Here is a 24,455-nt window from a genome sequence, read left to right on the forward strand (position 1 = left end):
ATTAGTAAAGATTATTTAAAATCTTCATCGGAAACGCCTTCGTTAACTTTTATGTCTGTTATTGTAAAATTCAAATCCATAGGTCCCATTTTAGTACCTAATGCAAACGGAAATAAAACACCATTTACAGCTTTATAATCGCCAAAAGTTTGAGGTACTTGTACTTCTCCTTGTGGTGTTTTTACAGTTTTAACTTCTTTGGCTTTTAAGCCAGTTTTCATATCATAAAAAACTTCTGTTGTGCCATTTTTTACAACATAATAGTTAATGCCATCAATAGGTTCAATTCTGTCTAAAGTACCTGTTTTATAACTCACATCTAAAATTGGTAAAGACAGTGTTTTAAACTCTTTAAGTTGCTCAGGAGTCATATCCATTCTTCTACCTTGTACTTCTTGGTATCCTTTTTCTCCATCAAAAATAATTTTTTGAAAAACTTGGCCCATTCCTGTAATCACTTTAGACATTTTATTAGGTGCAGCCATTTTATCAACGGAAGTTACATCTATACCCTGCACTTTGGCAGTAGAGGTCATCATTACAGATTTAATTTCCATAACCTTGTCTTTACCTCCAATAGCCTCAATATATTTGTCAACAACAGTTGCAGCAGTCATTCCTTCAGGAATTGGCATGGTCATTTCTGGTTTTTCTGTTGGGTTTCCATATTTATCAAAATACTTAATTACATAATCTGTTTTTTCTAGATTTTTAAGTACATCAATACCCTTACCTGTAATTACAATTCTTGCTTTATTGCCTTTAAAATATTTAATGGCTGCATTTTGAACATCGTCTAAAGTCACCGCTTTAATATTTTTAATGTAGTTTGCATAAAAATCTTCAGGTAAGTTATAACGTTCTATATTTAAAGCAAAATTTGCTACAGTTCTTGGTTTTTGTACATCCATAACAAAACCACCAATATATTCTTCTTTAGAGTTTTGTAGTTCTTCTGCAGTTACTTTTTGGTATCTTATTCTGTTAATTTCTTTTTGAAGTTCTACAACAGAACTATCTGTAACTACATTTCTAACACTTGCAGTGGCTCTAAAAGTACCTGCATATCTATTTTGTCTTAAGCTAGAATAAGAGCCATAAGTATACCCTTTATCTTCACGTAAATTCATAAATAAACGTGCAGTACCACCACCACCTAAAATATTATTGGCCATTAAGGCAGCATAGTAATCTTTATCGCCTAAAGTTAAATCGATATTGTTAATCACAGCAATTTCAGATTGAACTGCGTTAGGCATGTTTATAAAATTAATTTCTGTAGTAGCTACATTTTCTGTTGCTGGAATTTCATAGTTAGGGATTTCTCCTTTTTGCCAGTCTGAAAATGCTTTTTTTACTAATTTTTTTACTTCTTTTGGGTTTATATCACCTTCAATAACTAAATACGCATTATTAGGTTTGTAATAAGTATTGTAATTGTTTTTTACATCATCTAAAGTTATTTTTTCTACACTTTCTTTTGATGTAAATTCTCCAAAAGGATGATTTTTACCATAAGTTAAAACGTTTTCAACTCTTCTTGCAGCAGCTGTAACACTTTTTTCGTTAGATTTTATATTGTCTAAAGTTACTTGTTTTTCTTTATCAAATTCTTCTTGTGTAAACTGAGAATTTTTTACACCATCTGCCATTAATTCTAAAATTTCTGGAAAATATTTTGTTAAAGAACTTGCATAAGCACCAGAGCTAAAGAAAGATACATTGGCACCTAAAAAGTCTACTTTCTCGTTAAATTCATCTTTAGTGATGTTTGTAGTTCCTCTACCTAATAAGCTACCCATCATGCTAGAAACTCCTGCAATTTCTCCTTCTAAATAAGGTTTATTGTCTATAGATAAGTTTGCTGAAACTCTTGGTAATTTGTGGTTTTCTACAATAATTACTTTTAAACCATTCTTTAAAGTAATTTTAACTGGTTTGCCTAACTTTACTTCTGGGTCTGGCCCTGGTTTAGGCATTTTACTTCTATCTATTTGCGCATTAACAGCAATTGTGGCTACAAAAAGGGCTATTAATGATAAAATTTTTGTTTTCATATTTTGTGTCTTATAATTAAGAAATAAATCTTACGATTAAAGTTTTATTATTTTTTTTCTGGTAAATATTCTAAAATTAATCGTTGATTTGGATTCAAATATTTTTTAGCTACCTCTCTAATTTCTTCTCTTGTAATAGATCTAAAAATATCGATTTCAGTGTTAATTAAATTTGTATCTCCATATAAAACGTTAAATGTTGCTAAAGAACTTGCAATACCTTCTACGCTTGAGTTAGCGTTTACATAATTATTTTCGAACTTATTTTGTAGTTTTTGATACGCTTTTTCAGAAATTAACTCGGTTTGCATTTTTACAATTTCTGTATCAATTTCATTAATAATATCTTGTAATTTAGTTTCGCCTTGTGGTAAACCATACAAAATGTAAGTTCCATAGTCTTCTTGACTTGCATTAATAGCACCAGCCTGTAGTGCCATTTTTTTATTGTCAACCAATTTTTTGTATAAAACAGAACTTTTTCCACTACTTAAGTAAGAAGATATCATATCTAACACTCTAGAATCTCTAGTTTTCATAGAAGGTGTTCTGTAGGCAGCCATTATTGCAGGTATTTGAATATTTGGGTCATATCCTTTAGCTATCATTGCAGTTGTAATTGGGTCTTCTTGAGGAAAGTTTTTAGTAACCTCTGCACCTCTAGGAATAGGACCAAAATAATCTTGAATCATTTTTTTTGTAGATTCAAAATCAATATCTCCAGCAACTACTAAAGTAGCATTATTTGGCACATAGAATTTTTTATTAAATGCAATAAACTCCTCTAAAGTAGCAGCATCTAAATGTTCCATTTTACCAATGGTAGTCCCTTTATAAGGATGCTTTTTAAAGATGTTTTCTTTTACGTATTCTAAAAAACGAGAATAAGGTTGGTTATCTACTCGCAATCGTTTTTCTTCTTTTACAACTTCATTTTGTGTATCTACACCATCTTGTCCAATAATTGGGTGTAATAAACGTTCAGACTCCATCCAAAGTCCTAATTCTAATTTGTTTGATGGAAAAATTTCATAATAATACGTTCTATCATCTGTAGTATTTGCATTATTTCTACCACCATTAGAAGAAACAATCTTAAACCATTCTCCTTTCTTAATATTTTTAGTTCCTTCAAACAACAAGTGTTCAAAGAAATGAGCCATACCTGTTCTGCCAGGTTCTTCGTCTTTAGCACCAACATGATACATTACAGAGGTTACAACTACAGGTGCAGCATCATCTTTATGTAATATTACATGCATTCCATTACTTAAATCATACTCTTCAAATTCTACTTTTTGTGCATTTGCTGTAAAGGCAAGCAGCATAGCAGAAGCAAGAGATAAAATACTTTTCTTCATTGATTTTTATTTAGTTTATAAAATGTTTTTTAATTTGACGCAATTTAATCTTAATTGTAACAAAAAACTGGGGTCAATTTACAAATACCAAAAATAATGAAGCAAATGTTAAAATAACAGTTAAAATAAAAGGACTGTAACAATAAGCTATAAAAAATTAATTTATTGTAGATGATGTTGTTAAGTTTTAAAAAAGATGTATATTTGCATCCGCATTTTCAAGAAGTTTAATGCATTAATAAGTATAAATACGCAAAATTAATAGTATGTACGCAATCGTAGAGATAGCAGGGCAGCAATTTAAAGTAGCAAAAGACCAAAAGGTATACGTTCATCGTTTACAAGGAGAAGAGGGATCAAAAGTAACTTTTGATAACGTTCTTTTATTAGATGATAATGGTAAAGTATCTATTGGCGCCCCAGCTATAGAAGGAGCTTCAGTAACAGCTCAAATTCTAGGTCACTTAAAAGGTGATAAAGTTATCGTTTTCAAAAAGAAAAGAAGAAAAGGATACAGAAAGAAAAATGGACACAGACAGTATTTAAGTGAGATTCAGATTGAATCTATTGCTGCTACTGGTGCTAAGAAATCAGCAAAAAAAGAAGCTGCTCCTGCTCAAGAAGCTGCTCCAAAAGCTGAGGTAAGTGAAGAAGCTTCAACAGATTATAACACTATGACTGTTGCAGAATTAAAAGCTGCTGCAAAAGAGCAAGGTATCTCTGGATACACTTCTTTAAAAAAGGCAGAATTAATTGAAGCGCTAACTAAATAAAAATTTCAATTTTAAAACCATAAGACAATGGCACATAAAAAAGGAGTAGGAAGTTCGAAGAACGGTAGAGAATCAGAATCGAAACGACTAGGTGTAAAAATATTTGGTGGGCAAGCTGCAATTGCAGGTAATATTATTGTTCGTCAAAGAGGAACTACTCACAATCCAGGTGAAAACGTTTACATGGGTAAAGATCATACTTTACATGCAAAAGTTGATGGAATTGTAGAATTTCAAAAGAAAAGAAATAACAAATCTTATGTATCTATAACTCCATTCGAGGCTTAGTATATTTAGATTTCAACAACTTTAAAACGCTCAAACTATACAGTTTGAGCGTTTTTTTTGTTTTAATTTTAGTGATATTTAAAAATGTTTACTTAGCTTTATAGGTTATTTAATAAAATCCCTCATGAAAATCCCTCTTAAACTTATTTCTCTTTTTTTCTGCCTACAATTGTTTTCTCAATCTAATTTAGATTTTCATCATGTAGAAGAACATATCCTTAAAAATAATTTAGATTCTGCTGCATATCTTATAAATAAAGTAAAAGAATCTCCAGAAAAAATATTTTTAAAAAGATTTATAGATAAGAAACAATTAGAGTATTCAGATTATTTTCAATTGATATCTCACTTGTCTAAAAGTACTAATACAAATTATTTAAGTGTACAAAATTATATCAATAGAGAAGTTAAAGACCCAATAAAACAAAAAAAAATAGATGTAGATTTTTTTAATACAAAATGGATTTTAATTACCAAATTAAGAGACGACGCGCATTTAGAAGAAGCAAATTCTGAACAAGCAAAACTTGAAAAATACATAGGTAATTTTTCTGAAATTGATGATAATTTTCTGTGGGCAAGCACAAAATTACAAACGCATCCAGTTGTAATGTACTACATAGAAAGAAATATTGAAAAAGGAAAAAAATTAAATTTAGATTGTATAGAAAAAGCAAAAGAACTGGGTGATGTTAAATTACAGATTATATTTTTACACTATTTGACCAATTATTTAATTCATGAACAAAAGCTAAATGAATATATTGAGGTATGTGAAAAAGGCCTTGAACTTCAAAAGCAAATTCCTGAAAAAAGCTTTGTGTATTATAAAATTATTAAAAGCCTTATCAATGCATACATTTATAAAGGTGGTTATGATAATGAAGTATTTATACTTATTGATGAATTGTACAATTCTTATGCAAGAGAAAAATCATACTTATTATATGCCCAATTAGTTTCTAGTCTTCATAAAGATTCCCCAGTATTACAAGTAATTTTTAAAAAATTTGGTGTAAAAAATGCTTTAGAATTAACTCGTAAGTTTGAAAAATTAGGTAAAAATTTAAACTCAAATGGTTTATTTGAACTTATAAATATGTGCTCCAGGGCTCTACAGGGGCAAGAGTATTACAATGAAGCTCTAGCTTACAAACACAAAGCCATAGAACTAACTAGAAAAATATATTCAGAAGAATTATCTGCTTCATTGGCAAGCTTTAAAATTACGGAAGCGGAAAAGGCTAAGGAAAAAGAAATTAAAAGCCAAAAAGAACAAGCAAAGTTATACCTAATTATAGCCTTGCTTTCTTTTTTTCTGATGGTTTTTACTTTTATCACCTTAAAACGATTTAGAAAACAGTCAGCTATGTTAATTCAAAAAAATAACTTAGTAGAAAAATCGTTAAAAGAAAAGGAATTGCTGATTAAAGAAATGCACCATCGTGTAAAAAATAATTTTCAATTAATTACAAGCCTGTTAGATTTGCAAACAGAAGAAATTAAAGACCAAAACGTAATTGAACTTTTAGAAAAAGGAAAAAGTAGAATAAAATCGATGTCTTTAATCCATCAGAAATTATACAGTAATCAATCTGGTTTAGTGAAGTTTGACGATTTTATCAATTCCTTAGTTAAAGAACTTACTTTTTTATACAAACACGAAGATGATTTAAATTTAGATATACATGTAAACGAAATTTATTTTGATTTAGATACCGCAATTCCGTTAGCTTTAATTTTAAATGAATTAGTTACCAATGCTTTTAAGTATGCATTTAAAGAACAAGAGCATAACATGCTTTATATTTCTTTACAAAAAAAGTCTTCAAAAAATTACGAATTAATTTTTAAAGATAATGGCACAGGATTACCCACAGCTTTTAATATTGCAAATACACAAAGTTCTGGATTAAAATTAGTAGAAAGATTGGTAAGGCAACTACAAGGAAAATTACAAATTACAAACCAATCTGGGGCAAAATTTGAAATTTTGTTTAAAGATACTAAAATGAGAAAAGAAATTATTTAATACTATCTAGTTGATATTGATATGAGTAAAATAAAAGTGTTAGTTGTAGAAGATGAAATAATTATAGCAGATAACATTTGTAAAACTTTACAAACTTTAGGTTACAACGTTTTAGAACCAGCGCTAAATTTTTCTGAGGCTATAGAAATTATAGAACAAAAAAAACCGGATATTGCAATTTTAGATATTCATTTATCAGGCAAAAAAACAGGCATAGATTTAGCTAAAATAATAAATGAAACCTATCAATTTCCATTTATTTTTTTAACGGCAAACGCCGATTTTAATACAGTAAATGCCGCTAAAGAAGTAAGGCCTTATGCTTATTTGGTAAAACCATTTTCTAAAAACGAATTATTTACATCAATTGAAATTGCCATATCTAATTTTCAGAAAAAAGAACCTAATCGTAAAGAATTAACTAAAAATTCTATTTTTATAAAACAAAAGAATAGTTTTAATAAAATTCTTTTTGATGAGATTTTATTTATCAAAAGCGATCATATTTATATAGAAATTCATTGTACAGATCAAAGAAAACTAATAGATAGAACAAGTTTAAACGAGATATACGAAAAGCTTAATACCGATTTTATAAGAATACAAAGAGGCTATATTGTTAATGGTAATTATGTTACTAAAATTGATCAGAATTCACTTCAAATAGCTGATTATATAATTCCTATTGGAAAAAAGTATAAACAAAATGTGTTAAAAAAATTAAAATTATAGGACTTTTTGCTTTTTAGAACATTATTTGCTTGTTCTAGAACATTTTTTTGTAACCAAGACTTTTTTAGCATAAATTTATACTTTAGTACAATAGTTTGTAAAAGTAATGTTGGGGGATATTATTGTTTATCACATTATTGTTTCTATAGAAGCTACTCATATAAAAAATGAGTAGCTTTTTTTGTGATATTTAGAAACATCTATTTTGTATTTTTACACCCTGTGAATATACTCTACAACATACTTATTTTTAAAGCAAAAATCCTATTGCCCTTAATCGCAATCTTTAATAAAAAAATAAAGCTTTTTGTTAAAGGGCGAAAAGAAACTTTTTCTAAAGTATCAGCAATAAAAAATAAGAACACAATTTGGTTTCATGCAGCTTCTTTAGGTGAATTTGAACAAGCAAGACCCATTATAGAAGAAATAAAAAAGAATTACAATCAATATAAAATTCTAGTTACCTTTTTTTCTCCTTCAGGATACGAAATTCGTAAAAATTATAATTTAGCAGATGTTGTTTGTTATTTGCCTTTAGATTCTAAAACAAATGCCAAAAAGTTTGTAAAAGAAGTAAACCCAAAATTGGCCATTTTTATTAAGTATGAATTTTGGCCAAACTTGTTAAATGAACTGAAAAAAAAGGAATTACCAACCATTTTAGTTTCTGGTATTTTAAGAGATAAACAATTGTTTTTCAAAAGTTATGGTGGTTTTATGCGAAAATCATTACAAGCTTTCAATCATTTTTTTGTGCAAAATAAAAATTCTAAGAAATTACTAAATTCAATTAATTTTAATAATGTAACAATTGCGGGCGATACTCGCTTTGATCGTGTTTCAAAAATTTTAGAGCAAGATAATTCCCTTGATTTTATTGCTAAATTTAAAAACAACCAATACACCATTGTTGCAGGAAGCACTTGGCAAGAAGATGAAGCCTTAATAGTAAATTACATCAATAATAATGCATCAAAAGATGAAAAACTCATCATTGCACCTCATAATATTAAAGCTGATGCAATTGTTGCTTTACAAAAATCCATCAATAAAAAAACAATTTTATTTTCAGATAAAGAGGATAAAAACTTAGCAGAATATCAAGTTTTTATTATTGATACTATAGGAATTTTAACCAAAATTTACGCTGCTGCTGATGTAGCCTATGTAGGTGGAGGTTTAAAAACAGGTTTACACAATATTTTAGAACCTGCAACTTTCGGAATTCCTGTAGTGATTGGAAATAATTACGACAAATTTCAAGAAGCTGTAGATTTGGTAAAAATAGGAGGTTGTATCTCTATTAAAAATCAACAAGAATTTACAGCACATTTTACACAGTTTAAAAAGGATGAAAACTTTAGAAAATTAACAGGTACTATTAACAAAAAATATATTGAAGATCATCTTGGAGCAACAAAACTAATTACCAATTATTTAATTAAAAATAAATTAATTGTCAGTTCGAGAGCTGTTGAACACTAAAAAATAAAGTTTAACTATGGATTTTATATTGCAACCTTGGGCTTGGTATATTGGTGGCCCTTTAATAACATTATCATTGTTTCTATATTTTTATTTCGGACAAGATTTTGGAGCATCAACAAACTTCGAAACTTTATGTACAATGGCAGGTGCAGGTAAAGTTGCTGACTATTTTAAGAAAGATTGGAAACAACGCGATTTTGCATTAATGTTTGTTATCGGATTAATTATTGGCGGATTCATTTCCGCAAAATACTTAATTCTAGAACCTACTATAGATTTAAACCCTACAACCGTTCAAGAATTAACAGATTTAGGGTTTTCTAACGTTGGCAATCAATATTTCCCAGATGAAATTTTTAGTGATAATGCAGTTTTTTCTTTAAAAGGTTTTTTAATTCTTGTAATCTCTGGACTTTTAATTGGCTTTGGTACACGTTATGCAGGGGGTTGCACTTCTGGCCATGCAATTACAGGGTTAAGTAGTTTACAATTGCCTTCTTTATTGGCGGTTATCGGCTTTTTTATTGGCGGTATTATTGCTACTTGGTTTATAATTCCAATCCTTTTTTAAAGAAAAATTCAATTCTGCAAGGTTTTAAAAACTTTGTAGGCATAAAATATAATCAAAATGAAAAACATCAAATTTTTAATATTAGGTATCTTTTTTGCAATTGTTTTAAGTAAAGTACAAGCCATTTCTTGGTATCGATTTTACGAAATGTTCAAATTTCAATCGTTTCATATGTTCGGAATTATTGGTGGTGCAGTTGTGTTTTCTGCTATTATAATGCAGTTGTTTAAAAATGGAACAATAAAAGATATTAATGGCAATAAAATCGTCCCAAAACCAAAGAAAAAAGGATTCATTAGCACTATTTTTGGGGGTACTTTATTTGGTTTGGGTTGGGGAATTTCAGGAGCCTGTGCAGCACCTGTGTTTGTAATTTTAGGATTCAAATTTTTACCAGCCTTAATTATTTTGTTTGGTGCTTTGTTGGGTGCGTTTTTATACGGGTTAGTAAGTAAAAAACTTCCCAATTAATGAGTAGTTTAAAAGACAATTTTGGCAGACAAATAGAATATGTGCGCTTGGCAGTTACAGATCGTTGTAATTTACGTTGCCAATATTGTATGCCTGCGCATGGAATAGATATAGTGCCAAGACAAGAACTGCTCACTTTTAAAGAAATGTATCGCTTAATTCGTGTATTAACAGAATTGGGTGTTAATAAAGTTCGTTTAACAGGTGGAGAACCTTTTGTGCGTAAAGATTTTGTGGGTTTTTTAGAAATGTTGTCTTACAACGATTTGTTAGACGCCATTAACATAACCACAAATGGAGCTTTAATTTCTCATCATATTGATAAAATAGAAAAACTAAAAAAAGTAAAAAACATCAATTTAAGTATTGATAGTTTAAACCGAGAAAAGTTTGCGAAAATTACAAGACGTGATGTGTATCCAGAAGTATATAAAACATTTGAGCTCTTAGAAAAAAGCAGTTTAAATTTAAAACTAAATGTAGTGGTACAATCTGGTTTTAATACGGATGAAATTGTAGATTTTGTAAGGTTAACCAAAGACAAAAATGTGGCAGTCCGTTTTATAGAAGAAATGCCTTTTAACGGAAAAGGACAACGTGAAATGCAAGAAAATTGGACGTTTAAAAAAATTTTAAACGAAATAAAAACAGAGTTTGATGTTACAGAAATTCAATCAGAAAAATCATCAACTTCAAGAAACTTTAAAGTTGAGAATCATTTAGGAACTGTTGGTATTATTCCTGCATTTACAAGAACCATTTGTAACGATTGTAATAGAATTAGAATTACTTCTACAGGCACTTTTAAAAATTGTTTGTTTGATGATGGTGTTTTTAATCTAAGAGATTTTATTAGAAATGGAGCGTCTAATAACGATTTAAAAGAACTCTTTTTATCTTTAGTAAAAGAAAAACCAGAAAATGGTTTTATAGCAGAAGCAAATCGTAAAAAAGGAAATGTTTCTGAGAGTATGAGTACAATTGGAGGCTAGAAAAGAGTCTATATTAATCTTCCCAAATCTTGTGTTTCATATTAGTAAAAATCATTGCACTTAATCTCTAAATAAAATATTAAAAATCATGAACAACAGAAGAAATATTGACAGTAGAATCGTTGAACTTAAAAGAGAAATAGGAAAAGGTTTTAGTAGTGGTGTTAGTAAAAAATCTATAAGTGAGATTATAAAAGAGGTTGATGAAAAAACAATTATGCCATCAATAATTACACGTTTTTAAATAATGATTTCAGTAAAAGAAGCAAAAAATATCATATTAAACGCAACTCAAGATTTTGGAGTTGAAGAAATTCCGTTTCTAAAATCTATAGGTAGAATTTTAAAAGAAGAAATTGTTGCAGACAGAGATTTTCCACCATTTAACAGAGTTTCTATGGATGGAATTGCAATAGATTATGCTTCATTTAAAAACGGACAAAGAGCATTTAATATAGAAGGAATTCAAGCTGCAGGAAGTCCACAAATAACCCTACAAAACAATGAGAATTGTATTGAAGTAATGACAGGTGCTGTTTTGCCTAAAAATGCAAATGCGGTTATTAGGTATGAAGATGTAGTTATCGAAAATGGCATTGCTCAAATTTTAATTGATACAATTAAAGACTTTCAAAACATTCATCAAAAAGGGAAAGACAGGGTAGAGGGCGATGTCTTAATCCATCAAAATACAATCATTACAGCAGCAGAAATTGGGGTTTTAGCAACTGTAGGTAAATCAACAGTAAAAGTGGCAAAACTACCAAAAGTAATGATTGTTTCTACTGGTGATGAATTGGTTGGTGTAGATGAAACTCCATTGGAACATCAAATTAGAAGATCTAATGTGTTTACCTTAGTTTCCTTATTAGAAAAATTAAATATTCCATCAGAAACCGATCATATTACAGATGATAAACCTATTTTAAAACAAAAAATTAAAACGTATTTAGCACATTATGACGTATTGCTGTTTAGTGGAGCAGTAAGTAAAGGAAAATTCGATTTTCTACCTGAAGTTTTTGAAGAATTAGGCGTTGAAAAATGCTTTCATAAAGTAGCACAAAGACCAGGTAAACCTTTTTGGTTTGGACAAACAGACTATTGTAAAATCTTTGCATTTCCAGGAAACCCAAATTCAACTTTTGTGAATTGTTTGGCATACTTTTATCCTTGGTATTACAAAGCAATGGGCTTAAACGTAAAAATTGAATCTGCATATTTAGATTCAGATGTTATGTTTAAGCCCAATTTAGTTTACTTTTTACAGGTAAAATTAAAGTATAATTCTGGCAATTTATATGCAGTACCTATTCAAGGAAATGGTTCTGGAGATTTAGCAAGTTTGGTAAATGCAGATGCTTTTATTCAATTGCCACAAACTGAACAAAGTTTATTTAAAAAAGGAGAATCATTTTCATTAATTAGATTTAGATAACAAACCTTCATTTATAGATTATTGTTTCATAATTCTTTTGGTAATACTTCCCTTTTTAGTTTTAAAAATAATAGAGTATAAACCTTTTGATAAAGAAGAAACATCTATTTGACTTTTGTTCTCAATATTTGCAGTTACAATTTTTCTACCAGTTAAATCATATAACTCAAAAGAGTGCACTATATCTGTGAGATTTTGACTGAAATTTAAAACATTATTAACTGGGTTTGGATACAACTTAATGTTGCTAGACAGGTCAAAATCTTCAGAAGAAAGCGTTACAGAATTACTTCCAAGACCAGTAGTAGTAACATCTAACTCTGTATATTTTTCATGAATAGCATTTAAAAGAGAATATTCTGTAAATGAGTCCTGTGCAAGTTCCCAAATCATTATACCTCCAACTTTTTTATGTGCTAGCTCTACTTTTTTCTCTATGGTTGGTATTCCATTATAAAATGTATTTCCAATTTGATCTACATTTGCATTACTAGAACTTTGCGTTACCATTTCACCATAAGTAACCCATTGGTATGTGTCAAAATTATGTCCGTAAAAGGAACGCCTAATATTAGTTTTTCTGGGCTAATTTTGCCTGTAGTTTTCCAAAAGTTAATGTTATCTTCTGCAAAAGTATAAGAACTATGTTGGGCTGGTGAAGGACTCCAAAAACCAGCATTGTCATAAGCCATTAAATTTATAAAGTCAAAAACTTCAAGAGCATCTTGAGTTAAATTATCGTAATAAACTTTAGGAAATGCGGCAGTAATCTCAATATTTTCTGTTTTTAATTTACCTGCTAATTCTATGACAAACTCACTATAACCTTGAGTTACTAGGTCAAATTCAAGGTCAATATCAATTCCGTCTAAATTTTTCTGTTTGGCATAATCAACAATTTTGTCAATAAATGCTGTTCTTTGTGTTGGATATAATAAAATATCTTTCCAATAACCTGCTGTAGCCGAATTATGATCTAAACCTCCTGCAAGTGATAAAAATATTTTAATATCAGGATTTAATGTTTTTGCATCATTAACAATTTGTGTAAAATCTGTCATTATTAAATTACCAAAGAAGTCAGGATTAGCAAAACATAACATTAAATGTGTGAGTTGTTCGTAATGTATTTGGCTACTCAAACTAAATCTATAATCTGGCAAGTACCCGATAACTTTAGCATTCTTTAAATTTAAGTCTGGTTCTTTTTCTAAAGATTCACCTATAGAAATCCATTCTATGTTAATATTACCTGAGTAACCTCCTGTTCCAGGATTTACATAAAATGCTAATTCTACCAAGTTTGTAGCATCTAAATTACAAGGACCAGAACTACAAGGTCCTCCATATCCACCATCAACAAGACGATCTGTATAATTTAATTCAAAAACTTGATATTCATCAGTTGGTTTAGCAGTTAAACCATATAAAGAAGTTGAATATCCATTTGCATCAACAAAATCTACTCTAACAGTTGGTGAGTTTTCTGCTTTAAGTTTTATGTAAATTTTCGGAGACGAAGACGCGTCTATTGCAGTATTGATTCCATTGTTATGAAAGGAATATCTGATGTTATCCCAGGCACCAGCATTACCATTTCCAGTAATTTTTAAAGTATTATTGTCTAAAGATGATATTAAATTATCAAAACCATTTAGTTTATTGATGCCAGCATCAAATTCATCGCTGTAAATAACCTGAGAATTACTGTTTATGGAATAAATGAGAAATAGGGAGAATAATAGTTTTTTCATAATAGAATAAATTAATAATGAAGAGATTAATAGATTTTTATCGATGAATATTTCGAGCTAAAAATAAAAAATATAACAATAAAAAGCAAACTGTTATTTTTCTAATGCATATGAACCAATATCTATTTTTATAAATTGTTTAGTGTATTTTTGTTCTTGGTATTTCAACTAAAGGCTTTAAAATAAACGCGAATACTGCCTTTTTTTGTTATAATAAAGGTATTTCTGAATAAGACATATTTTTAATTAGGATACCAAAATTAGATATCAGTTCGATTGTTTTTTGATTGATATTTATTAATTTTTGTGATGTATAAATACGTAAAAAATGAAGATTTTTAAGTTTGGTGGAGCATCTGTAAAAGATGCAGATAGTGTTAAAAATGTTGCAAACATTATTAAAAACGAAGGTGCAAAAGATACCTTAGTGGTTATTTCTGCAATGGGTAAAATGACGAATGCTTTTGAAGAAGTTATAGACGCCTATTACAATAAAGAAGAGCATTTACCTGAAAAATTAAGCTTTATAGAAGAGTATCATAAAAATATTATGAACGCTTTATTCGATACAAAAGATCAAATTTTTAAAGATATTGACATTCTTTTTGGAGAATTAGGCTGGTTTTTATCAAGAAATACGTCTAGAAGATACAATTATGTTTACGATCAAATTATCTGTTTTGGTGAATTGCTTTCTACCAAAATTGTAAGTGCCTATTTAACAAAATTAGGCCAAGAAAATGTTTGGTTTGATGGTAGAAGCTATGTAAAAACCGATAGTAATTATAGAGATGCAAAAGTAGATTGGCAACTTACAGAAGAATTGATTACGCAAAATGTAGACGCTACAAAAGTGAATATTACCCAAGGTTTTATTGCAGCAAATGATACCGAAAACACCACTACTTTAGGCAGAGAAGGATCAGATTATACAGCAGGTATTTTTGCCTACTGTTTAAATGCAGAAAGTGTAACGATTTGGAAAGATGTTCCTGGCGTTTTAAACGCAGATCCAAGAGTGTTTTCAGACACTACTTTGTTAGAACAAATTTCTTACGAAGAAGCTATTGAAATGGCTTTTTACGGCGCTTCTGTAATTCACCCAAAAACATTACAACCTTTAGAAAGAAAAGAAATTCCGTTATTGGTGCGTTCTTTCGTCAATCCTAAAGAAACAGGTACAAAAGTATCTAAAGGCACAAGATTAGTGCCTTATATTCCTTGTTTTATCGTTAAGAAAGATCAGATTTTGGTATCAATTTCTGCCTTAGATTTCTCTTTTATGGTAGAAAATAATATCAGTTTTATCTTTCAAAAATTACACGATTATCAACTTAAGGTTAACTTAATTCAAAATTCTGCCATTAGTTTTTCGGTTTGTATTGATAACAAGTTCAATAAGTTTGATGCTTTTTATGATGAGTTAAAAACGCAATTTAAAATTGATGTTCAAAAAGGAGTAGATTTATATACAGTGCGTCATTTTGATGAAAAAGCCATAGCAGCCATTGAAGAAAAAGGAATCTCTTTGTTAACGCAAGTAAATAAAGAAACTTCACAAATTGTTGTTAATCCGAATTAAAAAATTACAATTTCGTTTTTTTTACTATGTTTGCCTTTCAGTTCTAACGAAAGTTTATGGCATTAGTAACATCCAAAGAAATTGCACAAGTAATTGGTTTACAGAATTTTGGTTTTTTAGGAACTTTTATTGGTTGGTTATTGATAAAGGTGCTAAGAATATCTGCCTTAAACAAAATCTATAACAACAATAAAGACAAGTCTGATGTAGATTTTTTAAACGGTGTTTTAGACGATTGTAATATTGAGTTTGAAATTCCGGAAAAAGATTTAAAACGAATTCCTAAAGATGGCGCTTTTATTACCATTTCTAATCATCCTTTAGGAGGTATAGATGGTATTTTATTGTTGAAATTATTGCTCGAAAAAAGAGCAGATTATAAGATTATTGCCAATTTTTTGCTGCACAGAGTTGCGCCTTTAAAACCTTACGTAATGCCTGTAAATCCTTTTGAAAACAGAAAGGATGCCAAATCTAGTGTAGCTGGTATTAAAAGTGCATTGATGCATTTAAAAGAAGGAAAACCTTTGGGGATTTTTCCTGCAGGAGAAGTATCAACCTATAAAGATGGCAAATTAAAGGTAGATAAACCTTGGGAACAAGGTGCAGTTCGTTTGATTAAAAAAGCAAATGTTCCTGTAATTCCGATTTATTTTCATGCAAAAAACAGTCGTTTTTTTTACTTTTTATCTAAAATATCAGACACTTTACGAACCGCAAAATTACCATCAGAAGTAATTTCACAAGAAGGTAAAGTAATTAAAGTAAGAATTGGAAAACCGATTCTTGTTAAAGATCAAGATGCGTTTACAGATATAAGTGCTTTTTCTGATTTTATCCGCAAGAAAACCTATATGTTGGCAAATCCTTTTGAGAAGAAATACACCATATTATCTACCGAAAAAATAAAAATTAAGAAACCTGTTAGAAAAATTACGGCACAAAGAAGTGTAGCATCTTTTAAAAAAGAAGTAGATACTCTAAGAGAAAATAAAGGCAGATTATTGCAAAGTAAAAATTATGAGGTATTTTTTGCTAATGCAAAAGACATCCCCAATTTGTTGCACGAAATAGGTAGATTAAGAGAAATTACCTTTAGAGAAGTTGGTGAAGGCACCAATAAAGCTATTGATTTAGACAAGTACGATAAATATTATTACCATATGTTTTTGTGGGACAGTGTTGCCAATTGTTTGGCTGGTGCCTATAGAATGGGTTTAGGTAAAGAAATTTATAAAAAATATGGCATTAATGGTTTTTACGTGCAAACATTGTTTAGAATTGAGCCAGAATTGCACCAAATGATGGAAAACACCATAGAAATGGGACGTGCTTTTATTATTGGCGAATACCAACAAAAACCAATGCCTCTTTTTTTACTTTGGAAAGGAATTGTACATGTTACTTTACGATATCCAGAACATAAATATTTAATGGGTGGCGTTTCTATTAGCAACCAATTTTCTGATTTTTCAAAATCATTAATGATTGAGTTTATGAAATCGCATTATTACGACCCTTATATTGCACAATATATTTATCCGAAGAAAGAATACAAGGTAAAGTTAAAAGATGGCGATAAAGATTTTGTATTTGATGCAACCAAAGCAGATATGCAAAAGTTCGATAAAATTATAGATGAAATTGAGCCTGGCGCATTACGAATTCCTGTGTTGATTAAAAAATACGTAAAACAAAATGCACGTTTGGTAGCCTTTAATGTAGACCCAAAATTTAACAATGCTGTAGATGGTTTAATGTATATTAAAGTAGCAGACATACCAAAAAGCACTGTAAAACCTGTAATGGAAGAATTTCAAGCAGAGCTAGAAAAAAAGGCTGCTGAGTTGAATAAGGGGTAGTTTTTTGTTTTGTGACGTGTCTGTATGTGAAAAGTAACAGAGTAAAATTGCTATTAGTTTTAGTTTATACATTAAAATAGCAGTTAAGTACAAACTACAAGGTTTGTACTTAACTGCTATTTTTTATATACGTGGTTAGGCACAGTATTTTATTCCATTTTAATATCTTTCAATTTTATGTCCACCATCAGGTAATGGGGTAACATTGAAATTTTTTGAAACCCAAGAACCATAACCACATTTATTGCTTTTTCTAACTTTAATAGTCATATAGCCATTACTTAATGGTTTTATTAAAGGTTGTGATGAATCTGGGTTTTGAATCATAGAATAATTAGCTGTCCAATTCCAGCTTAAGCCACCAGGATAATTTGTCATCCACATTCTCGTCCAATTATTTAAGTAAATACCACCATAATTACCAGGGTAAGGATGAACATCAATATTTGCATCATAATAATCAGTTGGAACACCAAGAGTTACTGTTTTATTTAACACTAATTGTTGTCCACAAGAATTAGAAATTGTTGCAGAAATTGTAACAATTCCACTTCCATTAGCATAAACTGTAGCTTGATTGTTAGATGTACTAATTGAAGCAACACTTGTATTTGAAGAACTCCAAGTAACTATTTCACTGATGCCTAAATTATTTATAGATAAAGTTTCACTAGAACAGACTGTTAAATCTCCACTAATTGTTCTATTTTCGATAGATGTTAAACTTACATTAGATGTTGAAAAAGGTAATTGAGTTCCATTCAGAATAGTTGCTACTTTTATATTATTAAGAGGAAAAGTGTTAGGGACTAAAGTAATGGTACTGGAAGTTGTTGTAAATTCATTTGGAGCAGGACTACCATTGTATAACCAACTATTCCCAACTTGCCATTTATATGATTTTGTACCAGCAGTATTGTATACATTTATAACAGAAAATGTTCTAGAAGAAGTATTTCCACAAGTTATATTAACACTACTTGGTGAAATGTTAAATGTTGGTGTCTGAGTTTTTATAACGGAGTAAGAGCAGGTTGAAGTATATATAACTGTACTAATTGTAGATGTATATTCAACGAAAAAAATGCCACCAGTAAGATTAAAATTGCTAGCTTGTATTGTTTTATCTAAAGAAGCACTAAAGGAAGTTCCAAAATTTGCAGGAACACTATAAGGTGCACCAACTTGTATTTTAGAATCTGTAGAAGATTTCTTATAATATGTTTTTATTGTTCCAGTACCTACAACCATATTTTGTTGTTTTGATAAATTTACAGTAAATTGAAGTCTAAGTTCATTGTAAGATTCTAAATCTATTGTTCCACAATCAGCGATTTGTGTGTTATAAGGTACAGTTGCCATATTACTTATTGTAGTTGTAACTTGTGAAAAAATTGTTGACACATTAAATATTAATGCAATAGCTATGATTATTTTAGTAATTGTTTTCATAATTTTGTAAAATTTTAAATTAATTATTTCGCGGTAATTATTTTTAAATGGAGAGGTCGTTATATCCGTATAACGACATTCTCTTTTTTAAGTTTTCTTCTATTTCATAAGTATCATTTTTTAAGTTATTTTTTTTGTAAATGTATTTGAAACCCAAAGGCAATCGAGAGTTCTTCATTAAATTGGAATGAGTTCTTTTTGTAATTTAAAGTAAGGTTTAAAGCAACACTATTAGTAAAGAATACTGAAGTTCCTATTTTAAATTGATATATGAAATCATTTACTGCTGGATCACCACTACTTTTTCCTTTATAAGATGTGTTTTTAAAGCCAATTCCTCCTTCAATAAAAGGGTTAAGTATTTTTTCATTATTATATAAATAAAAGCGAGCAAAAGGAACTAAAGAAGTATAAAAAGTTGCTTCATTTATAAATACACCTATTTCGCTACCAATTACAAATTGGTCTTTAATAAAATAACCTGCTTTTGGGAATATTTCTGCATAGTATATAAATTTATCTTGGTTTTCAAACTTATAGCCTTGTATTATTGCATCACCACCAAACATCCAATTTCCTTTTTCTGTTTGTGCATTTATACTAATTGTTAAAAATAATATTGTTAAAAATGATATTGTTTTTTTCATAATTATTGTTAATTAGAGTTTCTGTTATTTATTGTTTTCCTTTTTTATTGAGTTAGTTGATCAATTGTGCCTAACCACTTATATTTCAAATAACACTTCTTTTATCTCTCTTTTTTTAACTGTAAACCCAACTTTTTTAGTGATCCGAATACATTTTTAAGGTTGAAAAAAATCAGCAATTATTTGTATTGTAAATCTAAAGTGAAAAAGGATACCTGTCAATCCTCATTTATGGTGAAATTTTTTTCTCCCCATTTATGGGGAGAAGCCTCCCTATAAATGGGGAGGGTATATTTTTAAAGTGCTTTCATTCAAGTTATTAAACTAAATGGGTTTTTGGGGAGAATGTATCTTTTTTATAAAACCTAAGTTTTGGTTTTGAAGTTCAAACGTCAGATATTGCAGAAAGCACTGTAAAACCTGTAATAGAAGAATTTCAAGCAGAGCTAGAAAAAAAGGCTGCTGAGTTGAATAAGGGGTAGGTTGGGCTAATAAACAGCCACAGCTGTAGAAAGTAATAACAATTAGTTAAACTAATGGTTAAGGATATCTAAAAAGTATAAAATTCATATCATTTACATTTTAATGAGAAAATCTTATTTTTTGATAATCAAAATATATAGATTTTTCGACTTTGCTTAAAATGACGTATAGATGTACTTTTCAGACAGCCTTTATTATTTTTAATAGTTTTTTTTAAAGCTATTGCACTTTTAAAAGAAAATAGTTCTTTTTACCACGTTGTAACAATACGTATTTATCAGCAATTAAATCGTTAGTAGTAATGGTAAAACTATCTTTTACTTTTTCTTTGTTTACAGCAATGGCATTTTCTTTTAAGGCTCTTTTGGCATCTCCATTCGATTTTAAAAAGTTAGTTTTTGCAGCTAACGCTCCAATCATATCTAAACCTTCTGCAATATCTTCTGGAGCAATTGTTGCTTGTGGTACACCATCAAAAACATCTAAAAAAGTTTGCTCATCTAAAGATTTTAAATCAGCTGAGGTAGATTTGCCAAACAAAATGCTAGAAGCCTTAATTGCTTTTTCGTATGCTTCTTTTCCATGTACCAAAATTGTAACTTCTTCTCCCAAACGTTTTTGTAAAATACGAGAATGAGGTGCTGTATTGTGCTCTTCAACTAAAGTATCAATGGTTTCTTTGGTTAAAAACGTAAAGATTTTAATGTATTTTTTGGCATCTTCATCAGAGGTATTTAACCAATATTGGTAAAATTTATAAGGTGATGTTCTCTTGGCATCTAACCATACATTACCACCTTCTGATTTTCCGAATTTAGAACCATCAGATTTCGTAATTAATGGGCAAGTAATGGCATACCCTTTTCCACCACCAATTCTACGAATTAATTCTGTACCAGTAGTAATATTTCCCCATTGATCAGAACCCCCCATTTGCAGCGTTGTTGCATTTTCTCTAAACAAATGTAAAAAGTCGTAACCTTGCACCATTTGGTAGGTAAACTCTGTAAAAGACATTCCCTCTTTAGATGCTGCACCAATTCTATTTTTTACAGAATCTTTTGCCATCATGTAATTTACGGTAATGTGTTTGCCTACATCTCTAATAAATTCTAAGAACGAAATATCTTTCATCCAATCGTAATTATTTACTAAAATTGCAGCATTTTCAGCATCCGAAGTAAAATCTAAAAAATGACCCAATTGCGCTTTTACACATTCTTGATTATGTCTTAATGTTTTTTCATCTAACAAATTACGTTCTGCAGATTTACCTGAAGGATCACCAATCATACCAGTTGCACCACCTACCAAAGCAATAGGTTTGTGACCACATCTTTGATAATGAGCCAATAACATAATAGGTACTAAATTACCAATATGTAAAGAATCTGCTGTTGGGTCAAAACCTACGTAAGCACTTCTCATTTGTTCTAAAAGATGTTCTTCAGTTCCTGGCATAGTGTCGTGCAACATTCCACGCCATTGTAATTCTTCAATAAAATTTTTCATTGTATAAACGTAATGTTATTGCAAACAAACAGAAAAACTCTTTTTTTAAAATAAGAGAATGCTTTGTAAACTGGCAATAACGTATTAAATTGTCTTTTAAATTCGATTGGCAAATATAAGTTTATCAACCAAAATATACTAAATTCGTAATATGATTTTAGTTACAGGAGGTACTGGTTTAGTGGGGTCGCATTTATTGTATCATTTATGTGTAGAGAATGATAAAATTAGAGCCATTTATAGAACAAAGTCCTCTTTAGAAAAGGTAAAAAAAGTCTTTTCGTATTACACTTCTGATGCTTCCCTTTTTGATAAAATAGAATGGTTTAAAGCAGATATTACAAAAGTACCTGTAATGATTTTAGCTTTTAAAGGGATAAAACAAGTATACCATTGTGCTGCGTTTATTTCTTTTAATCCTAAGGATTATAGAGAGATGCGAAAAGTAAATATTCATGGTACTGCAATTATTGTTAATCTAGCTATTGATGCTAAAATTGATAAATTTTGTTTTGTAAGTTCTATTGCTGCTGTTGGTGAGGCAAAAAATGAGGAAGAAATGATTACAGAAGAATGTGAATGGAACAAAGAATTGGATAATAGTGGTTATTCGATTACCAAATTTGGGGCAGAAATGGAAGTTTGGAGGGCAAGCCAAGAAGGAGTAGATGTGGTTATTGTAAATCCTGGAGTAATTTTGGGTAGTGGTTTTTGGACTGCTGGTTCTGGTAAATTATTTAGTCAAGTGTATAATGGGTTTAAGTATTATACAGAAGGTGTAACAGGTTTTGTGGGGGTAAAAGATGTGGTACAACCAATGATAAAATTGATGAATGCTGATGTAAAAAATGAGCGTTTTATTTTGGTGGCTGAAAACAAATCTTTTAAAGATATTTTCTTTACTATTGCTAGTGCTTTTGGTAAAAAAAGGCCCTCAATAGCAACAAAACCTTGGCAAACTGCTGTGTTTTGGAGGGTAGCTTGGTTAATCTCAAAAATTACAGGAAAGGCCCCTTTATTAAGTAAATATTCTGCCAGAAGTGCGCATGCCATTTCCAAATATTCTTCAAAAAAGATTCAAAAAGAATTGGGCTATAAATTTGAGATTGTTGACAATGTTATTCAGAAAATTTGTGAGGTTTATCCTAAACCTTAGTTTTTGTTTTACTTTTTACCTCTAAACTATCTTTTAAATTTAACCGACTTTTTTTTATAGAGTCACTTTTTTTCTTTAGCAATTTTACTTTGTCTAAAGAGTCTTTTCTTATAGAATCTTTTACGTTTTTTAATTCATCAAAAACAGCCTTTTGTTTTTCTAGGTTTTGTTTTGCATTTTCAACAATTTCTTGATAATCATCTATTGTGCTCATGTAATACAAGTTACTGATTTGAAAACGAGTGCTATCAATTTTAAAACGATCATAAACCAAAGGCATATAATTTATCTTTTTTTCTAAGTTTTTATTTTTGATAAATTTAGAAGAACTCGCAATAACCAACTCTTGTAGTAAAAGACTCATGGTGTCTTTTGGAATCAAGTCTTTTGGTTTTTCAAAAATGGTATTACTTGTACAAGATACAATGAAAATAAAAAGAAATAAAAAACTAATTTTTTTCATATTAACGGTTAAAAGTTAAGCGTTTACCTTTAATATCGTCATTAAAAATACCATTGTTATACATTAAGTTACCGTTTACAAAAGTGTGTGTAATTTGAGATGAAAACGTGGTTCCTTCAAATGGAGACCAACCACATTTGTATAAAATATTGTCTTTAGCAACTGTCCAAGATTTTTTAGGATCAATAAGCACTACATCTGCATAGAACCCTTCTTTAATAAACCCTCTCTTTTTAATTTGAAATAATTTTGCTGGATTATGGCTCATTTTTTCAACAGCTTTTTCAATAGAAATAACACCTTCTTTTACTTTTTCTAAAATAGCAGTTACAGCATGCTGTACTAATGGCCCACCACTTGGTGCTTTTGTATATACATTTTGTTTTTCTGCTAACGTATGAGGAGCATGATCTGTAGCCAAAACATCAATTCTATCATCTAACAAGGCTTCCCATAAACCTAATCTGTCTTTTTCGGTTTTTACTGCAGGATTCCATTTAATAAACGTTCCTTTTTCTTCGTAATCTTTATCATTAAACCAAAGGTGATGCACACAAACTTCTGCAGTAATTTGTTTTTCTTCTAAAGGGATGTCATTTCTAAACAACTCGGTTTCTTTAGCTGTAGAAACATGAAAAATGTGCAAACGAGCGCCTGTTTTTTTGGCTAATTCAATGGCTTTAGATGATGAAATGTAGCAAGCCTCTTCACTGCGAATAATTGGATGGTATTTTAAAGGGATATCATCACCAAATTTTTCTTTATAAGCTGCTGTATTTTTTCTTATGGTTGCTTCATCTTCACAATGAACAGAAATAATCATTTTGGTTGATGAAAAAATCTTTTCTAAAACTTCTACATCATCCACTAACATATTTCCTGTAGATGAGCCCAAAAATAACTTTATACCAGCAACCATTTTTGGATCAGTTTTTAATAATTCATCTAAATTATCATTGGTACCACCAAACATAAACGAATAATTGGTGTACGAATCTTTTGCTGCTATTTGAAATTTATCTTCTAATAATTTTTGTGTTGTTGCTTGTGGTACTGTATTGGGTTGCTCTATAAATGTGGTAATTCCGCCAGCAACTGCAGCTCTACTTTCTGTAGCAATATTTGCTTTGTGTGTTAAACCAGGTTCTCTAAAATGTACTTGATCATCAATAAAACCAGGAATTAAATACTTTCCTTCAGCATCAATAATTTCTATATTTTCATTGGCATCAATTTTTGATGAAATTTTTTTAATGATTTCATTTTCTATGAGTACATCACCTTTAAAAGTGGTATTCTCATTTACAATTGTTGCATTTTTTATTAGGTAACTACTCATTT

Annotated in this window: 22 protein-coding genes; 13 read left to right on the forward strand and 9 right to left on the reverse strand. The window is 29.7% G+C overall.

The features are described 5' to 3' along the window. Window positions 1–11 precede the first annotated feature (11 nt). The gene (locus SJY27_RS11225) at window positions 12–2,057 is read right to left on the reverse strand and encodes a M16 family metallopeptidase (protein WP_397444933.1); all 2,046 of its coding nucleotides are present in this window, start codon (window positions 2,055–2,057) and stop codon (window positions 12–14) included. 47 nt (window positions 2,058–2,104) lie between these two features. Continuing rightward, window positions 2,105–3,418: a M16 family metallopeptidase gene (locus SJY27_RS11230; RefSeq protein WP_397444934.1), complete on the reverse strand. Its 1,314-nt coding sequence runs from the start codon at window positions 3,416–3,418 to the stop codon at window positions 2,105–2,107. Window positions 3,419–3,684: 266 nt separating this feature from the next. On the opposite strand from SJY27_RS11230, the gene rplU reads away from it, so the two are divergent. The 10 genes from rplU (at window position 3,685) to SJY27_RS11280 (ending at window position 12,203) form a co-directional block, all read left to right on the forward strand. Then, the gene (gene rplU / locus SJY27_RS11235; protein ID WP_397444935.1) at window positions 3,685–4,191 is read left to right on the forward strand and encodes a 50S ribosomal protein L21; all 507 of its coding nucleotides are present in this window, start codon (window positions 3,685–3,687) and stop codon (window positions 4,189–4,191) included. A 27-nt stretch (window positions 4,192–4,218) separates the two neighbouring features. Then, the gene (rpmA, locus tag SJY27_RS11240; protein ID WP_397444936.1) at window positions 4,219–4,479 is read left to right on the forward strand and encodes a 50S ribosomal protein L27; all 261 of its coding nucleotides are present in this window, start codon (window positions 4,219–4,221) and stop codon (window positions 4,477–4,479) included. Window positions 4,480–4,603: 124 nt separating this feature from the next. Continuing rightward, on the forward strand, window positions 4,604–6,511 hold the full coding sequence (locus SJY27_RS11245) for a sensor histidine kinase (RefSeq protein WP_397444937.1): 1,908 nt from the start codon (window positions 4,604–4,606) through the stop codon (window positions 6,509–6,511). Window positions 6,512–6,532: 21 nt separating this feature from the next. Next, on the forward strand, window positions 6,533–7,243 hold the full coding sequence (locus SJY27_RS11250) for a LytR/AlgR family response regulator transcription factor (protein WP_397444938.1): 711 nt from the start codon (window positions 6,533–6,535) through the stop codon (window positions 7,241–7,243). Window positions 7,244–7,465: 222 nt separating this feature from the next. Further along, on the forward strand, window positions 7,466–8,728 hold the full coding sequence (locus SJY27_RS11255) for a 3-deoxy-D-manno-octulosonic acid transferase (RefSeq protein ID WP_397444939.1): 1,263 nt from the start codon (window positions 7,466–7,468) through the stop codon (window positions 8,726–8,728). Window positions 8,729–8,744: 16 nt separating this feature from the next. After that, window positions 8,745–9,302, forward strand: a complete 558-nt coding sequence (locus tag SJY27_RS11260; RefSeq protein WP_397444940.1) for a YeeE/YedE family protein — start codon at window positions 8,745–8,747, stop codon at window positions 9,300–9,302. 57 nt (window positions 9,303–9,359) lie between these two features. Beyond that, window positions 9,360–9,773: a YeeE/YedE family protein gene (locus SJY27_RS11265; RefSeq protein ID WP_397444941.1), complete on the forward strand. Its 414-nt coding sequence runs from the start codon at window positions 9,360–9,362 to the stop codon at window positions 9,771–9,773. Next, window positions 9,773–10,765 carry a GTP 3',8-cyclase MoaA gene (moaA, locus tag SJY27_RS11270; protein ID WP_397444942.1) on the forward strand — a complete coding sequence of 331 codons (993 nt, stop codon included), beginning with the start codon at window positions 9,773–9,775 and terminating at the stop codon, window positions 10,763–10,765. The genes SJY27_RS11265 and moaA overlap by 1 nt, the downstream gene beginning before the upstream one ends. A gap of 88 nt (window positions 10,766–10,853) precedes the next feature. Then, the gene (locus SJY27_RS11275) at window positions 10,854–11,009 is read left to right on the forward strand and encodes a hypothetical protein (protein ID WP_397444943.1); all 156 of its coding nucleotides are present in this window, start codon (window positions 10,854–10,856) and stop codon (window positions 11,007–11,009) included. Window positions 11,010–11,012: 3 nt separating this feature from the next. Further along, window positions 11,013–12,203 (forward strand): molybdopterin molybdotransferase MoeA, encoded by a 1,191-nt coding sequence (locus tag SJY27_RS11280; RefSeq protein ID WP_397444944.1) that lies wholly within the window; start codon window positions 11,013–11,015, stop codon window positions 12,201–12,203. An 18-nt stretch (window positions 12,204–12,221) separates the two neighbouring features. Here the strand turns inward: SJY27_RS11280 and SJY27_RS11285 are convergent, their stop codons facing one another. Both SJY27_RS11285 and SJY27_RS11290 read right to left on the reverse strand, forming a co-directional pair. After that, the gene (locus SJY27_RS11285; protein WP_397444945.1) at window positions 12,222–12,713 is read right to left on the reverse strand and encodes a T9SS type A sorting domain-containing protein; all 492 of its coding nucleotides are present in this window, start codon (window positions 12,711–12,713) and stop codon (window positions 12,222–12,224) included. Then, window positions 12,707–13,957 (reverse strand): glycosyl hydrolase family 18 protein, encoded by a 1,251-nt coding sequence (locus SJY27_RS11290; RefSeq protein ID WP_397444947.1) that lies wholly within the window; start codon window positions 13,955–13,957, stop codon window positions 12,707–12,709. The genes SJY27_RS11285 and SJY27_RS11290 overlap by 7 nt, the downstream gene beginning before the upstream one ends. 328 nt (window positions 13,958–14,285) lie before the next feature. Here SJY27_RS11290 and SJY27_RS11295 point away from each other — a divergent pair, with 328 nt between their 5' ends. Together SJY27_RS11295 and SJY27_RS11300 are read left to right on the forward strand one after the other, a co-directional pair. Then, window positions 14,286–15,539, forward strand: coding sequence for an aspartate kinase (locus SJY27_RS11295; protein ID WP_397444948.1), 1,254 nt, complete (start codon window positions 14,286–14,288; stop codon window positions 15,537–15,539). A gap of 56 nt (window positions 15,540–15,595) precedes the next feature. After that, complete coding sequence (locus SJY27_RS11300) at window positions 15,596–17,401, forward strand: GNAT family N-acyltransferase (protein ID WP_397444949.1); 1,806 nt, start codon at window positions 15,596–15,598, stop codon at window positions 17,399–17,401. A 159-nt stretch (window positions 17,402–17,560) separates the two neighbouring features. Here SJY27_RS11300 and SJY27_RS11305 read toward each other — a convergent pair whose 3' ends face one another. The 3 genes from SJY27_RS11305 to tyrS all read right to left on the reverse strand — a co-directional run bounded on the left by SJY27_RS11305 (window position 17,561) and on the right by tyrS (window position 21,495). Continuing rightward, window positions 17,561–18,853, reverse strand: coding sequence for a hypothetical protein (locus SJY27_RS11305; RefSeq protein WP_397444950.1), 1,293 nt, complete (start codon window positions 18,851–18,853; stop codon window positions 17,561–17,563). 125 nt (window positions 18,854–18,978) lie between these two features. Continuing rightward, on the reverse strand, window positions 18,979–19,500 hold the full coding sequence (locus tag SJY27_RS11310; protein WP_397444951.1) for a hypothetical protein: 522 nt from the start codon (window positions 19,498–19,500) through the stop codon (window positions 18,979–18,981). 702 nt (window positions 19,501–20,202) lie between these two features. Then, the gene (gene tyrS, locus SJY27_RS11315) at window positions 20,203–21,495 is read right to left on the reverse strand and encodes a tyrosine--tRNA ligase (protein ID WP_397444952.1); all 1,293 of its coding nucleotides are present in this window, start codon (window positions 21,493–21,495) and stop codon (window positions 20,203–20,205) included. A 151-nt stretch (window positions 21,496–21,646) separates the two neighbouring features. On the opposite strand from tyrS, the gene SJY27_RS11320 reads away from it, so the two are divergent. After that, the gene (locus tag SJY27_RS11320) at window positions 21,647–22,651 is read left to right on the forward strand and encodes an SDR family oxidoreductase (protein WP_397444953.1); all 1,005 of its coding nucleotides are present in this window, start codon (window positions 21,647–21,649) and stop codon (window positions 22,649–22,651) included. Here the strand turns inward: SJY27_RS11320 and SJY27_RS11325 are convergent. After that, window positions 22,641–23,114: a DUF4296 domain-containing protein gene (locus SJY27_RS11325; protein WP_397444954.1), complete on the reverse strand. Its 474-nt coding sequence runs from the start codon at window positions 23,112–23,114 to the stop codon at window positions 22,641–22,643. The two genes, SJY27_RS11320 and SJY27_RS11325, sit on opposite strands and share 11 nt — an antisense overlap. A 1-nt stretch (window position 23,115) precedes the next feature. Beyond that, entirely contained in the window at window positions 23,116–24,453 is a 1,338-nt protein-coding gene (locus tag SJY27_RS11330) for a dihydroorotase (RefSeq protein WP_397444955.1), read from the reverse strand. Window positions 24,454–24,455 lie beyond the last annotated feature (2 nt).

This window comes from Polaribacter sp. R77954 (genome assembly GCF_044595335.1).
In the GTDB taxonomy this organism is placed as follows: domain Bacteria; phylum Bacteroidota; class Bacteroidia; order Flavobacteriales; family Flavobacteriaceae; genus Polaribacter.

Bases quoted from the DNA above. Each gene is read 5' to 3' on its own strand.
- SJY27_RS11290 (WP_397444947.1), bottom strand. From the start codon at position 13,957: ATGAAAAAACTATTATTCTCCCTATTTCTCATTTATTCCATAAACAGT.
- rplU (WP_397444935.1), top strand. From the start codon at position 3,685: ATGTACGCAATCGTAGAGATAGCAGGGCAGCAATTTAAAGTAGCAAAA.
- rpmA (WP_397444936.1), top strand. From the start codon at position 4,219: ATGGCACATAAAAAAGGAGTAGGAAGTTCGAAGAACGGTAGAGAATCA.
- SJY27_RS11280 (WP_397444944.1), top strand. From the start codon at position 11,013: ATGATTTCAGTAAAAGAAGCAAAAAATATCATATTAAACGCAACTCAA.
- tyrS (WP_397444952.1), bottom strand. From the start codon at position 21,495: ATGAAAAATTTTATTGAAGAATTACAATGGCGTGGAATGTTGCACGAC.
- SJY27_RS11295 (WP_397444948.1), top strand. From the start codon at position 14,286: ATGAAGATTTTTAAGTTTGGTGGAGCATCTGTAAAAGATGCAGATAGT.
- SJY27_RS11310 (WP_397444951.1), bottom strand. From the start codon at position 19,500: ATGAAAAAAACAATATCATTTTTAACAATATTATTTTTAACAATTAGT.
- SJY27_RS11275 (WP_397444943.1), top strand. From the start codon at position 10,854: ATGAACAACAGAAGAAATATTGACAGTAGAATCGTTGAACTTAAAAGA.
- SJY27_RS11225 (WP_397444933.1), bottom strand. From the start codon at position 2,057: ATGAAAACAAAAATTTTATCATTAATAGCCCTTTTTGTAGCCACAATT.
- SJY27_RS11265 (WP_397444941.1), top strand. From the start codon at position 9,360: ATGAAAAACATCAAATTTTTAATATTAGGTATCTTTTTTGCAATTGTT.
- SJY27_RS11260 (WP_397444940.1), top strand. From the start codon at position 8,745: ATGGATTTTATATTGCAACCTTGGGCTTGGTATATTGGTGGCCCTTTA.
- SJY27_RS11250 (WP_397444938.1), top strand. From the start codon at position 6,533: ATGAGTAAAATAAAAGTGTTAGTTGTAGAAGATGAAATAATTATAGCA.
- SJY27_RS11325 (WP_397444954.1), bottom strand. From the start codon at position 23,114: ATGAAAAAAATTAGTTTTTTATTTCTTTTTATTTTCATTGTATCTTGT.
- SJY27_RS11330 (WP_397444955.1), bottom strand. From the start codon at position 24,453: ATGAGTAGTTACCTAATAAAAAATGCAACAATTGTAAATGAGAATACC.
- SJY27_RS11320 (WP_397444953.1), top strand. From the start codon at position 21,647: ATGATTTTAGTTACAGGAGGTACTGGTTTAGTGGGGTCGCATTTATTG.
- SJY27_RS11300 (WP_397444949.1), top strand. From the start codon at position 15,596: ATGGCATTAGTAACATCCAAAGAAATTGCACAAGTAATTGGTTTACAG.
- SJY27_RS11285 (WP_397444945.1), bottom strand. From the start codon at position 12,713: ATGGTAACGCAAAGTTCTAGTAATGCAAATGTAGATCAAATTGGAAAT.
- SJY27_RS11230 (WP_397444934.1), bottom strand. From the start codon at position 3,418: ATGAAGAAAAGTATTTTATCTCTTGCTTCTGCTATGCTGCTTGCCTTT.
- SJY27_RS11305 (WP_397444950.1), bottom strand. From the start codon at position 18,853: ATGAAAACAATTACTAAAATAATCATAGCTATTGCATTAATATTTAAT.
- moaA (WP_397444942.1), top strand. From the start codon at position 9,773: ATGAGTAGTTTAAAAGACAATTTTGGCAGACAAATAGAATATGTGCGC.
- SJY27_RS11245 (WP_397444937.1), top strand. From the start codon at position 4,604: ATGAAAATCCCTCTTAAACTTATTTCTCTTTTTTTCTGCCTACAATTG.